Genomic DNA, 12,965 nt, shown 5'->3' with positions numbered 1-12,965 from the left:
ATGGACCCTCGCTTCTCCGAGATCGCCGAAACCCTGGGGCGCTATTTCGACGGCCTTCACCACAGCGACGCGGCCGAACTCAGCCGCGTCTTCCATGCGCAGGCGATCTATGCCTGCGCCAGCGAGGGCAGGCTCACCCATCTGACCATGGACGCCTATCTGCCCATGGTCGCGGGCCGGCCCTCGCCGGCGAGCCGTGGCGAAGAGAGGCGCGACCGCATCCTGTCGATCGAATTCGCCGGTCCGGTCACGGCTTTGGCGCGGGTCGAATGCGCGATCGGCGAGAAGCGCTTCACCGACCTGCTGAGCTTCGTCAGGCTCGACGGGCAGTGGCGCATCATCGCCAAGGTCTTTCATGTCAACATCGCCGCCTCGTCGTGACGATCGCGCCTTGAGGAGTTCGCGATGCCCTATCGCAATCGAACGATCCAACTCGACCGGAAACTGCTCTACCGACCGAACTGCTCGTCCGGATCCTGAAACAAGACCCCGGCAGCGACCTTCGTCGGCATCGACGAGGTTGCTGGAGGATTGGGTCGTCGGCGGCCTGCCGGTCGGCGAATATCGCCGGCAGACCGCGATCGCCCGGCAGCAGAAGAGCCTCAGACGATCTTGATCGACAGATCCGGCAGGCCGTCGAGCTTGCACAGGATCACGTCGCCCTTGACCACGGGGCCGACATTCTCGGGCGTACCGGAATAGATGATGTCGCCGGCCTTGAGCTCGAAGGCTTCCGACAGCTTCGAGATCTGCTCGGCCACCGACCAGATCATATGGGTCAGGTTCGAGTTCTGCTTCACCGTGCCGTTCACGGAAAGCGAGATCGCGCCCTTGGTGAAGTGCTCGACCGTGCCGACAGGGTGGATTGGGCCGATCGGCGCCGAGTTGTCGAAGCTCTTGCCGATCTCCCAGGGCTTCTTTTCATCGCCCGAGGCGCGCTGCAGATCGCGCCGCGTCATGTCGAGGCCGAGCGCATAGCCGAAGACATGGTCGAGCGCCTTGTCGATTGGGATGTTGCGCCCGCCCGATTTCAGCGCGGCGACGAGCTCGACCTCGTAATGATAGTTCTTGGTCAGCGAGGGATAGGGATGGTCGGCGACCTCGCCGGGCTTGACCAGCTGGATCGCGTCGGTCGGCTTCTGGAAGAAGAAAGGCGGCTCGCGTGTCGGGTCGGAGCCCATCTCGCGGGCATGGGCGGCGTAATTGCGCCCGATGCAGTAGATCCGCCGGACCGGGAAGGCATCCTGCGAACCGACGATCGGGATCGTCGTCTGCGCAACCGCGAAGGGCGTCTTCACAGTGGCGGCCGGCTGTGCCGATGCGGCCGTGGCCGCGAGCGTGGCGGCCGCGCCGCCGGAGCCCAGAATGGTGCGACGTGTGATGGTCATAGCGTATCTCCCTTGGAGGACCGGCCTTCTGTCGAGGCCGTTTTCGTCCGGCTGCCCGCAGCTTCGCTGCCGCGCCAGATCCAGGGAGCAAGTCAACAACCATCGGCCGAACGAAACAAGGGCCGCGACCCCATCGGGATCACGGCCCTTTCGGCAAAGCTGTTGTGCCGGACTGGAGAAGCCCGGGCCAGAGCGGCTTCCGATCCAATTGGATCCTTCGACAGCGCTGGCTCTTTATTTCAATGCGTTTTCTTCACGCGAACCGGTGTCCACTTCGCTCGAAAACGCTCCGATCAGCCCTTCACGCTCTTGACCACCTCGGCGACATTCTTGCCGAAGGCTTCGGCCGTCTTCAGGTCGCCCGGGATCATCTCCTCGACGCTGCCATCGGCGGGCGAGGCGGTGAGCAGGCCCGAGAAGCCGCCGAGCCGGTTGAGGTCATCACGGGTGTTCGCCTTGGCGCTGGCCGGCATCATGCCGGTGCCGGTCCAGAGCAGCTTGTGCTGCATGGCGAGCGTGATGAAATACTGGATGGTCGAGAACTTGTCGCCGTTCAGCGAGGCGGAATTGGAGAAGCCGGCCGCGACCTTGCCCTTCCAGTCGCCGCTGAACCAGGGCTTGCTGGAGGCGTCGGCGAATTTTTTGAACTGCCAGGACGGGCCGCCCATATAGGTCGGCGCTCCGAAGATGATGCCGTCGGCGGCCTTGATGGCCTCCCAGGCGCTGTCGGGCAGGTTGCCTTCGGCGTCGATGGCGATGAGCTCGACCTTGGCGCCGGTCGAGGCCGCGCCTTTCTCGACATGCTCGGCGACCTTCTTGGTGTGGCCGTAGCCGGAATGGAAAACGATGGCGATGGTGGTCATGGCAACCTCTGTCGGAACGGGACCGTTCGGTGAGGCGCAAGATGTTGCACTGCGGCGCGCTCTTCAATGCCCGCGCCATTGCGGTTGCGCATAGGGCCGATGGCGTCAGGGCAAATCCGCAAAATCCAGCTCCAGAGCAGGATGCGAAAAAGTGGAAACCGGTTTTTCGCATCGATCCCTGCTCTCACTTTTTGATGAGAGCCGGCAGTCACAGAGCCGTCGCAGTCTAACGACTAAAGTCGTTAGACTTCTCCAGAGGGCGGCATGATGCAGATCGATATTTTCACGCAGGTCATCGTGCCGGTGGTCGGAGGACTGGGCATCTTCATGCTCGGCCTCGAATTCATGAGCAACGGCATCCAGAACCTCGCGGTCAACAAGATGCGGGCGCTGCTGGCCAAGATCGCCGGCACCCCGGTCAAGGGCGTGATGGCCGGCACCTTCATCACCGGCATCATCCAGTCGAGCACGGCCATGACCGTCATGGTCGTCGGCCTCGTCAATGCCGGCGTCATTGGCCTGAGACCCGCCATCAGCGTGATCATGGGCGCCAATATCGGCACCACGCTCGGCAATGGCCTGATCGCGCTGCCGCTCGGACCGCTCGGCCTGTTCCTCGCCGGCATCTTCGCGCTGCTGCATATCTTCGCCAAGACCGACAAGGTGAAGAACATCGCGCTCGCCTGCATGGGCTTCGCGCTGATCTTCTACGGGCTCAACCTGATGACCGGCGGCTTGCGCCCGCTGCGCAACATGCCGGAAGTCATGGGCGTGATCTCGGCGCTCAAGGCCGACACCTATCTCAACCTGCTCTATTGCGTGCTGATCGCGGCAGGCATTACCGCGATGATCCATTCCTCATCGGCGACGATCGGCATCGTGATGGGTCTCGGCGCCGCCGGCATCCTCGACTGGAAGACGGCTGTCGCCTTCTCGCTCGGCGCGGATCTCGGCACCACCATCACCTCCTGGATGGCTTCGCTCAACCTCTCCAAGAATGCCAAACGCGCGGCCTACGCACATATTTCGTTCAATATCATTGGCGTCGCGGTCACGATCCCGCTCTTCTTTGTCTCGATGGATGTGCTCACTTGGGTCATGCAGTGGTTCGGCGGCGATCCCGGCATCGCGGTCGTCAAGGACGGTAAGGAAACCTTCCCGCTGATCCCGGTCGCGATCGGCCTCTATTCGACCTTCTTCAACATCTTCAACACCGTCCTGCTCTTCCCCTTCGTAGGCGTCTTCGAGCGCGTTCTGCTGAAGGTCGGGGCGAGTCCGTCAGACGACATCGAGGATTACAGCCAGCCCCGCTATCTGGTGAAGGCCGAAGATCACGCCCAGGCGGTGCACGCGATCCAGCGCGAGACCGGACGCTATCTCGAGGCCGCCCGGCTCTTCCTGGACATTGCCAGGGGGGTTCCCGACGCGCCCGACAAGATCGAGGAGCACTACGCCGCAATCGACATCCTCAACCGCGACATCCGTGCCTATACCTCGGGCATGTTCACGCCCGACATGCACTATGCCCGCGCCGATCTGGTCGCCAGCCTGATCGAGGAAGAGGACTACACGGCCAGCCTCGGCGAGACCCTTTATCAGATCGCGCGCCGCGTCGAACGTCAGCCCTTCGGCGAAACCGGCCGCGCGATCGTCGACACCGTCATCGATCAGGTCGCGGATGCGATGCGCGCTATCATCACGATCGATCAGCTCAATCCCCCGGTGGCGGCAGAGGCCGAGCCGCGCCTGCCAAAGCTGCTCGAACTGCGCGAGCGCTGCCTGAGGCTCGGAGCGGAACTGCCCTGGGTCGAGCGCGGCGCCATCCTCGCCTTGCTCGGCAGTGCGGAGCGCGCCTATTTCCTGATCGAGCGCATCGATGCGGAGCGCCGCTCGGTGTCGCGCGAGGTATCCGCCTCGGCGGCGCGTTCGCGTGGAGCGGAAGGGTTCGGGAGCCTGGCGGTCGTGCCGGCGTAAGCATGCCACCCTGCATGAAGCAACGGGCCGCCCTCCAGGGCGGCCCCGTTCTGCGTCACGCCGGGCAGAGCGGCTTCGCGAGCACGATCTCCCATCGAATTTGCAGCCGATATCGCTCCGGCCGCAACGAAAGACGGCGTTACTCCGCCGCCTCCAATCGATAGGCCGAGGGCTCGTAGTTGAGGATCGGCGCGAGCCAGCGCTCGACCTCGTGGATCGGCATGCCCTTGCGGGTGGCGTAATCCTCCACCTGATCGCGCTCGACCTTGGCGACACCGAAGTAATAGGCGTCCGGGTGCGAGAGGTAGAGCCCCGAGACCGAGGAGCCCGGCCACATCGCAAAGCTCTCGGTCAGCTTCACCCCTACGCGCCGCTCGGCCTGCAGCAATTCGAACAGGGTTTCCTTCTCGGTATGGTCGGGCTGGGCCGGATAGCCCGGCGCCGGCCTGATGCCGCGATACTCCTCGCGGATCAGGTCCTCATTCGCCAGGTTCTCGTCGGGCGCATAGCCCCAGAACTGCGTCCGCACGAGCTGATGCATGCGTTCGGCCATGGCCTCGGCGATGCGGTCGGCCAGCGCCTTGACCATGATCGAGCGGTAATCGTCATTGTCGCGCGCGAACTTCTCGGAGATGCGCTCTTCCTCCGCCCCCGTGGTCACGACGAATGCGCCGATATAATCGGGCCGTTCGATCCCTTCCGGCGCAACGAAATCCGACAGGCACATATTCGGCTTGCCATCTCGCTTGGAGAGCTGCTGGCGCAGGCCGTGGAAGCTCGCCAGCGTCTCCTGCCGGCTCTCGCCGGTATAGAGGCGGATGTCGTCGCCCACCGCATTGGCCGGCCAGAAGCCGATGACGGCCTTGGGGTTGAACCAGCGCTCCTCGACGATGCGCTTGAGCATCGCCTGCGCGTCTTCCCAGAGCGCGCGCGCTGCTTCGCCCTGCTTCTCATCCTCGAGGATCGCGGGGAAGCGCCCCTTCATCTCCCAGGTCTGGAAGAACGGCGTCCAGTCGATCACCGGCACGAGATCGGCGACGTCATAGGTGCGGAACACGCGCGTGCCGAGGAAGCTGGGCTTGGGCGGCATATAGCTCGTCCAATCCGGCTTGAAGGCGTTGACGCGGGCCTTGGCCAGCGGCAGGCGCTGCTTGTCGGCCTCGGAGCGGCGATGGGCGGCGGCGACCTTGGCATATTCGGCCTGGACGCCCTCGACATAGGCCGGTTTCTGGTCTTGTGAGAGCAGGCTGGAGACGACACCGACGGCGCGCGAGGCGTCGGTGACATAGACCGTCTGGCCCTGGCTGTAGGCCGGGTGGATCTTCACCGCCGTATGGACGCGGCTGGTCGTCGCCCCGCCGATCAGCAGGGGAATGTCAAAACCCTCGCGCTCCATCTCGGAGGCGACAGTCACCATCTCGTCGAGCGAGGGCGTGATCAGGCCGGACAATCCGATGATGTCGACCTTCTCCCGGCGGGCGGTGTCCAGGATCTTCTGCGTCGGCACCATCACGCCGAGATCAATGACCTCGTAATTGTTGCACTGGAGCACGACGCCGACGATGTTCTTGCCGATATCGTGGACATCGCCCTTGACCGTCGCCATCAGCACCTTGCCGGCAGCCGAGCGCTCGGTGCCGCCGTTCAGACGCTTCTCCTCCTCCATATAGGGCATCAGATAGGCCACCGCCTGCTTCATCACGCGAGCGGACTTCACCACCTGCGGCAGGAACATCTTGCCGGCGCCGAACAGGTCTCCGACCACGTTCATGCCAGCCATCAGCGGGCCTTCGATGACATGCAGCGGCTTGTCGGCCTTGGCGCGGGCTTCCTCGACATCGGTGTCGATGAAGGCGGTGATGCCGTTGACCAGCGCGTATTCGAGCCGCTTCTCGACCGGGTTGTCGCGCCAGACGAGATCCTTGGCCGAGACGGCGACGGAACCGTCGCCCTTGAAGCGCGGGGCAGCGTCGAGCAGCCGCTCGGTCGAATCCTTGCGGCGGTTGAGGACAACATCCTCGCAGAGTTCGCGCAGTTCCGGATCGAGATCGTCATAGGAGCCGAGCTGGCCCGCATTGACGATGCCCATATCCATGCCGACTTTGATGCAGTGGTACAGGAAGACCGAATGCATCGCTTCGCGGACTTTTTCGTTGCCGCGAAACGAGAACGACAAGTTCGAGACGCCGCCCGAGATATGGGCGTGCGGCAAGGTCTCGCGGATCGTCTTGGTGGCCTCGATGAAGTCGTTGCCGTAATTGTCGTGCTCTTCGATGCCTGTCGCGACCGCGAAAATATTGGGGTCGAAGATGATGTCTTCGGGCGGAAAGCCGATCTTCTCGGTCAGGAGCTTGTAGGCGCGAGTGCAGATCTCGATCTTGCGCTGATAGGTATCGGCCTGCCCGGTCTCGTCGAAGGCCATGACGACGACGGCCGCGCCGTAATTGCGGCAGATGCGGGCATGTTCGAGGAAGGCTTCCTCGCCCTCCTTCATCGAGATCGAATTGACGATCGGCTTGCCCTGGATCGTCTTCAGCCCCGCCTCGATGACGTGGAATTTCGAGGAATCGACCATGATCGGGACCCGCGAAATATCCGGCTCCGAGGCGATCAGATTGCAGAACTCGGTCATCGCGGCCTGCGAGTCGAGCAGGCCCTCATCCATGTTGATGTCGATGACCTGCGCGCCATTGGCGACCTGGTCGCGCGCCACATCGAGCGCGGCGGCGAAATCACCCTCCTTGACCAGCTTGCGGAAGCGGGCCGAGCCGGTGACGTTGGTGCGCTCGCCGACATTGACGAAGGGAATGGTCTCATCGAGCGTGAAGGGCTCCAGCCCCGCAAGCCTGAGATAACGCTTGATCTCGGGGACCTGACGAGGCGCCTTGCCGGCGACAGCTTCGGCGATGGCGCGGATATGGTCCGGTGTCGTGCCGCAGCAACCGCCGACGACATTGACGAGCCCGGCATCGGCGAATTCCGCCAGCATCGCAGCCGTCGCCTCCGGCCGCTCGTCATAGAGCCCGAATTCATTCGGCAGCCCGGCATTGGGGTAGGCGCAGATCAGCGTGTCCGCGACGCGCGACAAATCCTTGATATGCGCCCGCATCTCGCGCGCGCCGAGCGCGCAGTTGAGGCCGACCGTCATCGGATTGGAATGGCGGATAGCATTCCAGAAGGCCTCGGTCGTCTGGCCCGAGAGCGTGCGGCCGGACAGGTCCGTGATCGTGCCGGAGATCATCACCGGCAGGCGCAAGCCCTTCTCGCGATAGACATCCTCGATCGCCACGATCGCCGCCTTGGCATTGAGCGTATCGAAGATGGTCTCGACCAGGATCAGCTCCGAGCCGCCATCGACCAGCCCGCGCACCTGCTCGGCATAGGATTCGCGGACCTGGTCGAAGGTCACGGCGCGGAAGCCGGGATTGTTGACGTCGGGCGAGATCGAGAGCGTGCGATTGGTCGGGCCGATCGCGCCGGCGACATAGCGGCGGCGGCCATCGGCCTTTTGGGCGATCGCGGCAGCCTCGCGGGCGAGCTTCGCCGAGGCGACGTTCAATTCATAGGCCAGCGCCTCCATGCCGTAATCGGCCTGGGCGATCTGTGTCGAGGAGAAGGTGTTGGTCTCGACGATGTCCGCGCCGGCCGTGAAGTAAGCCAGGTGGATGTCTCGGATCGCCTCTGGCTGGGTCAGCACCAGGAGGTCGTTATTGCCCTTGAGGTCATGGTTCCAGCCCTTGAAGCGCTCGGCCCGGAACTCGGCCTCCGAGAGCTTCAGGTTCTGGATCTGCGTGCCCATCGCGCCATCGAGCACGAGGATGCGCTCGGAGGCGGATTGGCGCAGCGCGCGTTCGATCTCGGCGCCGTCGACAGGAGTAGGCTTGAACTCGCTCATCACTTACTCCGCCGCAACAGCCTGCGCCGCCGTCTTATCGGGCTTCAGGCCAACCAGATGGCAAATCGCATAGACGAGATCGGCCTTGTTCATCGTGTAGAAATGCAGGTCCGAAACGCCGCGATCGATCAGATCGAGCACCTGCTCGGCGCAGACGGCAGCCGCCACCAGGCGACGCGTCGCGGCGTCCTCCTCCAGCCCCTCGAAACGGTCGGCGAGCCATTGCGGCACGCTCGCGCCGGTCTTGCGGGCGAAGTTCGCGGTCTGCTTGAAATTCTGCACCGGCACGATGCCGGGCAGGATCGGAATATCGATACCCCGCGCCCGGACCTTGTCGAGATAGCGGAAATAGACGTCGTTATCGAAGAAGAACTGGGTGATGGCGCGCGTCGCGCCGGCATCGACCTTCTTCTTCAGCGCGTCGATATCGGCATCAAGCGAGGCGGCTTCCGGATGCTTCTCCGGATAGGCCGAGACTGTGACCTCGAAATCGCCGACGCGCCGGATGCCGGCGACGAGATCCGAGGTCTGGTGATAGCCCTGCGGATGCGGCTCATAGGCCGTCCCCAAACCGCCCGCCGGGTCGCCGCGCAGCGCCACGATATGGCGCACGCCCGCCTCCCAATAGGAGCGGATGACGTCATCGACCTCGTCGCAGGTCGCCGACACGCAGGTCAGATGCGCGGCCGGCTTCAGCGCCGTCTCCTCAACCATGCGCTTGACGGTCGCGTGGGTGCGCTCGCGCGTCGAGCCGCCGGCGCCATAGGTCACCGAGACGAAACTCGGCACCAGCGGCTCGAGCCGGCGCACGCTTTCCCACAGCGCGGTCTCCATCTCCGCCGTCTTGGGCGGGAAGAATTCGAAGGAGACTTTTGGACGGCGCGAGCCGTGCCGGCTGGGGCGAAACGCATTCATCAGGCAACCTCGAGACTGGTTTGACGCAAGCTCTGCTCGGCCGGCTTGCGCCGGTCCTGCCCGCGCCAGAGCATGACGGTGAGCTCAGCGGAGACGCCGCCCGCCGATTTGATCTCCTCGGCGAGATCGCAGTTGAGCCCGGCTTCCGAGAACCAGCCGGAAATCTGGGCTTTCGAGAAGCCAAGCCGGCGATGCGCATGCTCGGCGCGCAGGAACTCCATCTCATGGGGCGCGAAATCGACCACGATCAAGCGCCCGCCCGGACTGAGCATCGCCGCCGCCTCACGCACGGCGCGACCGGGATCGTCGAGGAAATGCAGGACCTGATGGATCACGACGAGATCGAAGGAACCGCGCGTGAAGGGCAGCGCGTAGATGTCGCCCTGGCGCAATTCCACGCGCGCCAGCCCGGCCTTCTCCAGATTGGCGCGCGCGACCGCGAGCATGGCGTGATTGGCGTCGACCCCGATCGCCCGACCGAAGGTCGGCGCGATCCGCTCCAGCATGCGCCCCGTGCCGGTGCCGAGATCGAGAAAGGCTCCGCGCGCGCCCTCGCGGGCGGCGGCTTCCACGGCGGCTTCAACCGCCTCATCAGGCACATGCAACGAGCGCAGCCGGTCCCAGTCGCGCGCAACGCTGGCGAAATAGCCCTGTGCAGCCTCGGCGCGCGACATACGCACCGCCGACAGCCGCTCACGATCGGCAGCGAGCACCGGATCGCGCGGATCGAGCCAGGCCGCGAGCGAAGCGGCGAAGGCCCCGCCCGCCCCGGTCTCGTCGAGACGGAAGAAGGCCCAGGCCCCCTCGCGCGAACGCCGCACCAGCCCGGCCTCGGTCAGCAATTTGAGATGGCGCGAAATGCGCGGCTGCGACTGGCCGAGAATGTCGGTCAGATCCGACACCGACAATTCGCCCTCGGAGAGCAGCGCCAGGATACGCAGCCGCGTCTCTTCACCGGCCGCGCGCAGGCCGGCGAGCAGAACATCGGACGAGACCATGGTCGGCTGGCGCAAGCGCTCGAACTCCAAGGTGAAGCCAAGAAAGATATAAAGATATCTTTATGTCAATCATGACGTTCACGCAAGCTCAATCTGTGCCGGCGCCCCTCGCCGCGCGGCGCTCGCCATCGCCCGTCCGAGCGCGCTGAACAGGCGCGGATCGCCGGACTGCGCGACATTGAAACGGAGGAACCGGCTCGCCGATTGCGACAGGCTGTAGACATTGCCCGGCGCCAGGACGATGTCCTCGGCCAGCAATTGCCGCGCGATCACCGACGAATCCAGCCCCTCGGGCAGAACACACCACAGGAACATGCCGCCGCGCGGTTCTATCCAGGGCTGGATGCCCATCGCCTTGAGCCGCATCGAGGTCTCGCTCATGGCGCGCGCCAGACGTGCGCGCAGGCCATCCATGTATTTGCGATAGCTGCCATCCCTGAGGATGGTCAGGACCATCTCGGCCGCGAGGCGGCCGGTGCCGAAGGAGGCAGCAATCTTGAGATCGATCAGCCCCTCGATCCAGTCCCGCCTTGCCGCGATGTAGCCACAGCGCACCGAAGCCGAGAGCGACTTGGAAAAGCTGCCGATCTGGACGACGCGGTCGAGTCCGTCGAAGGCGGCCAGGCGCGGGGCCGGCTCCAGCTCGAAATCGGCGAAGATATCGTCCTCGATGATCGTCAAGCCGAACTGGTCGGCGAGCTTCAGCACCCGGTGAGCGACGACTGGCGAAAGCGTCGCGCCAGTCGGGTTGTGAAGCGCGGAATTGGTGATGTAGAGGCGCGGGCGATGCTCCGCCAGCACCTGCTCGAACTGCACGGTATCCGGCCCGTTCTGGGTATAGCGCACGCCCACGATGCGGACGCGATGCGCCCGTAGCAGGGCGTGAAAGTTGAAATAGCAGGGATCGTCGACGAGGACCGTGTCACCCGGCTCGACCAGAAAACGACAGGCGAGGTCAAGCGCCTGCGTACCGGATTCCGTCAGCATGATCCGGTCCGGCCCGACCTCGATGCCGTGGAGCGCCATGCGGCGGGCCAGAGCCTGCCGCAGCGGCGCCAAGCCCAGCGGCGTGCCGTAATCCGCCAGCGTTTCGGCTGGCGCACGCGACAGCACCCGCAGCGCCCGGCGCATGCTGTCCTCCGGCAGCCAATCGGCCGGCAGCCAGCCACAGCCTGGCTTGAGCACGCCGTCACCGGCATCGAGCGATTGCCGCGAGACCCAGAACGGATCGACCGCACGCTCGAGCCTGGGGCCCAGATCGGCGACCGAGAATGGCGGCGCATGTCCCACCACATAAAAGCCGGAGCCGCGCCGCGCCTGGATCACGCCTTCGGCGGCAAGACGATCATAGGCCTCCACCACGGTCGATTTCGAAACGCCCATCGTCTCGGCGAAGCTGCGCAGCGAAGGCAGCTTGGCTCCCGGCGCAAGTGTGCGCCCCGCAATCCGCTGGTTGACGACCGCCATGACGCGCTCGACCAGCGTGCCGTCATCGCCGTTGGGCGGTGCTCGATCATGCATCCGTATCGCTCCCGAAAGCAGCACAGTTTGCATCAACTGTATTGAACTGTCTCTAGCAAACCGCCGCCGCGCCCTCGATGCAGGTCGAAATCGGAGCGTGATCGATGGACAAGACCTTGAGCGGCTGGATCAACGGCTTGATCGGAGTGCTGATCTTCAGCGGCTCGCTGCCTGCGACGCGGGTGGCGGTGGCTGATTTCGACCCCGTCTTCCTCACCGCCGCGCGGGCCGCCATCGCCGGCATCCTCGCGCTCGGGCTCCTGCTCGCCTTCCGCCAGAACCGGCCGGAACGAGGGGATGTCGTCCCGCTCATCGTGGTCGCGCTCAGCGTCGTCGTCGGATTTCCGTTCCTGACGGCGCTGGCGCTGAAGCACGTCACCTCGGCCCATTCCATCGTCTTCATCGGGCTGCTGCCGCTGGCGACGGCGATCTTCGGCGTGCTGCGCGGCGGCGAGCGTCCACGCCTGGCCTTCTGGCTGTTCTCCTGCTTTGGCAGCGCACTCGTCGCCGGCTTCGCCATGACCCACGGCTTCGACGCCTCACCGCTGGGCGATCTCCTGATGCTCGCCGCCATCACCATCTGCGGCCTCGGCTATGCCGAAGGCGCGGCGCTGTCGCGCAGGCTCGGCGGCTGGCAGGTGATCTCCTGGGCGCTGGTCCTGGCCTTGCCGATCATGGCGGCGCTCATGCTCGGCACCATGCCGGCGTCGCTCGCGCAGACGGGCGGCCCGGCCTGGCTCGGCCTCGGCTATGTCTCGCTGTTCAGCATGCTGATCGGCTTCGTCTTCTGGTATCGCGGCCTCGCCCAGGGCGGCATCGCCGCCGTCGGGCAGTTGCAATTGCTGCAGCCCTTCTTCGGATTGCTGCTGGCGTCGATGCTGTTGAACGAGGCGGTCAGTTGGCAGATGGTCGCCGTCTCGGCGGCCGTCGCGCTCTGCGTCGCGGGAGCCAAGCGTTTCGCGCGCTAGCCCGGGCCGCGCTCAGCGGTGCTCAAGAGCATCCGCAGCCATCGTCACGATACCGCGAGCAAGGCTCCTTGGCTTTCGCCGCGACGAAGAACCGCCCGCGATCTCCTGCGCAAAGGCATTCGCTATCGCAGCAGCCAGGATGCGATCTCCAGACATAGTCCAAGCTCGAAAGGGTCAGATCAGCTGGAGCGATCCCGCCGCCGTCTTGCCGCGCTCGGTCTTGAGCTCGAACGAGACTTTCTGCCCTTCCGTCAGGGTCATCAGGCCTGCTTCCTTTACGGCAGTTATATGGACGAACACGTCCTTGCCGCCGTCAGCAGGTTGAATGAAACCAAAGCCCTTCTCAGTATTGAACCATTTTACGGTTCCGGTCGCCATCGCCGCATCCTTTGGAGCCACGCATCTTGCCAGCCGACGGATGCAAGCGTCCGAAGGCCGCGCCC

Annotated in this window: 10 protein-coding genes; 3 read left to right on the top strand and 7 right to left on the bottom strand. The window is 64.7% G+C overall.

The features are described 5' to 3' along the window. Nucleotides 1–381 (top strand): nuclear transport factor 2 family protein, encoded by a 381-nt coding sequence (locus J2Y55_RS21410; RefSeq protein ID WP_310157776.1) that lies wholly within the window; start codon nucleotides 1–3, stop codon nucleotides 379–381. Nucleotides 382–602: 221 nt separating this feature from the next. Here the strand turns inward: J2Y55_RS21410 and J2Y55_RS21405 are convergent, their stop codons facing one another. Together J2Y55_RS21405 and J2Y55_RS21400 are read right to left on the bottom strand one after the other, a co-directional pair. After that, nucleotides 603–1,388 (bottom strand): fumarylacetoacetate hydrolase family protein, encoded by a 786-nt coding sequence (locus tag J2Y55_RS21405; protein WP_310157774.1) that lies wholly within the window; start codon nucleotides 1,386–1,388, stop codon nucleotides 603–605. A 293-nt stretch (nucleotides 1,389–1,681) separates the two neighbouring features. Next, complete coding sequence (locus tag J2Y55_RS21400; protein WP_092166940.1) at nucleotides 1,682–2,251, bottom strand: flavodoxin family protein; 570 nt, start codon at nucleotides 2,249–2,251, stop codon at nucleotides 1,682–1,684. Nucleotides 2,252–2,518: 267 nt separating this feature from the next. Here J2Y55_RS21400 and J2Y55_RS21395 point away from each other — a divergent pair, with 267 nt between their 5' ends. Continuing rightward, complete coding sequence (locus tag J2Y55_RS21395) at nucleotides 2,519–4,225, top strand: Na/Pi cotransporter family protein (protein ID WP_310157770.1); 1,707 nt, start codon at nucleotides 2,519–2,521, stop codon at nucleotides 4,223–4,225. Between the two features lie 139 nt (nucleotides 4,226–4,364). Here J2Y55_RS21395 and metH read toward each other — a convergent pair whose 3' ends face one another. From metH to J2Y55_RS21375, 4 genes are all read right to left on the bottom strand, one after another. Next, nucleotides 4,365–8,120, bottom strand: a complete 3,756-nt coding sequence (gene metH, locus J2Y55_RS21390) for a methionine synthase (RefSeq protein WP_310157768.1) — start codon at nucleotides 8,118–8,120, stop codon at nucleotides 4,365–4,367. A 3-nt stretch (nucleotides 8,121–8,123) separates the two neighbouring features. Continuing rightward, nucleotides 8,124–9,035 carry a methylenetetrahydrofolate reductase [NAD(P)H] gene (gene metF / locus J2Y55_RS21385; protein ID WP_310157765.1) on the bottom strand — a complete coding sequence of 304 codons (912 nt, stop codon included), beginning with the start codon at nucleotides 9,033–9,035 and terminating at the stop codon, nucleotides 8,124–8,126. Continuing rightward, nucleotides 9,035–10,033, bottom strand: coding sequence for an ArsR/SmtB family transcription factor (locus J2Y55_RS21380; protein ID WP_310158047.1), 999 nt, complete (start codon nucleotides 10,031–10,033; stop codon nucleotides 9,035–9,037). The genes metF and J2Y55_RS21380 overlap by 1 nt, the downstream gene beginning before the upstream one ends. Nucleotides 10,034–10,111: 78 nt before the next feature. Next, a complete protein-coding gene (locus J2Y55_RS21375; protein WP_310157763.1) occupies nucleotides 10,112–11,554 on the bottom strand; it encodes an aminotransferase-like domain-containing protein in 1,443 nt (480 codons plus the stop codon). A 104-nt stretch (nucleotides 11,555–11,658) separates the two neighbouring features. On the opposite strand from J2Y55_RS21375, the gene J2Y55_RS21370 reads away from it, so the two are divergent. After that, complete coding sequence (locus tag J2Y55_RS21370; protein ID WP_310157760.1) at nucleotides 11,659–12,522, top strand: DMT family transporter; 864 nt, start codon at nucleotides 11,659–11,661, stop codon at nucleotides 12,520–12,522. 174 nt (nucleotides 12,523–12,696) lie between these two features. Here J2Y55_RS21370 and J2Y55_RS21365 read toward each other — a convergent pair whose 3' ends face one another. Then, nucleotides 12,697–12,900 carry a cold-shock protein gene (locus J2Y55_RS21365; protein WP_069692535.1) on the bottom strand — a complete coding sequence of 68 codons (204 nt, stop codon included), beginning with the start codon at nucleotides 12,898–12,900 and terminating at the stop codon, nucleotides 12,697–12,699. Between the last annotated feature and the right edge of the window lie 65 nt (nucleotides 12,901–12,965).

This window comes from Allobosea sp. BE125, from assembly GCF_031456075.1.
Lineage (GTDB): Bacteria > Pseudomonadota > Alphaproteobacteria > Rhizobiales > Beijerinckiaceae > Allobosea.
Note: the sequence above shows the minus strand (reverse complement) of the source record. Positions and strands in the feature narration are given on the sequence as shown.

Bases quoted from the DNA above. Each gene is read 5' to 3' on its own strand.
- J2Y55_RS21375 (WP_310157763.1), bottom strand. From the start codon at position 11,554: ATGCATGATCGAGCACCGCCCAACGGCGATGACGGCACGCTGGTCGAG.
- J2Y55_RS21405 (WP_310157774.1), bottom strand. From the start codon at position 1,388: ATGACCATCACACGTCGCACCATTCTGGGCTCCGGCGGCGCGGCCGCC.
- J2Y55_RS21380 (WP_310158047.1), bottom strand. From the start codon at position 10,033: ATGGTCTCGTCCGATGTTCTGCTCGCCGGCCTGCGCGCGGCCGGTGAA.
- J2Y55_RS21410 (WP_310157776.1), top strand. From the start codon at position 1: ATGGACCCTCGCTTCTCCGAGATCGCCGAAACCCTGGGGCGCTATTTC.
- J2Y55_RS21370 (WP_310157760.1), top strand. From the start codon at position 11,659: ATGGACAAGACCTTGAGCGGCTGGATCAACGGCTTGATCGGAGTGCTG.
- J2Y55_RS21400 (WP_092166940.1), bottom strand. From the start codon at position 2,251: ATGACCACCATCGCCATCGTTTTCCATTCCGGCTACGGCCACACCAAG.
- J2Y55_RS21365 (WP_069692535.1), bottom strand. From the start codon at position 12,900: ATGGCGACCGGAACCGTAAAATGGTTCAATACTGAGAAGGGCTTTGGT.
- J2Y55_RS21395 (WP_310157770.1), top strand. From the start codon at position 2,519: ATGCAGATCGATATTTTCACGCAGGTCATCGTGCCGGTGGTCGGAGGA.
- metF (WP_310157765.1), bottom strand. From the start codon at position 9,035: ATGAATGCGTTTCGCCCCAGCCGGCACGGCTCGCGCCGTCCAAAAGTC.
- metH (WP_310157768.1), bottom strand. From the start codon at position 8,120: ATGAGCGAGTTCAAGCCTACTCCTGTCGACGGCGCCGAGATCGAACGC.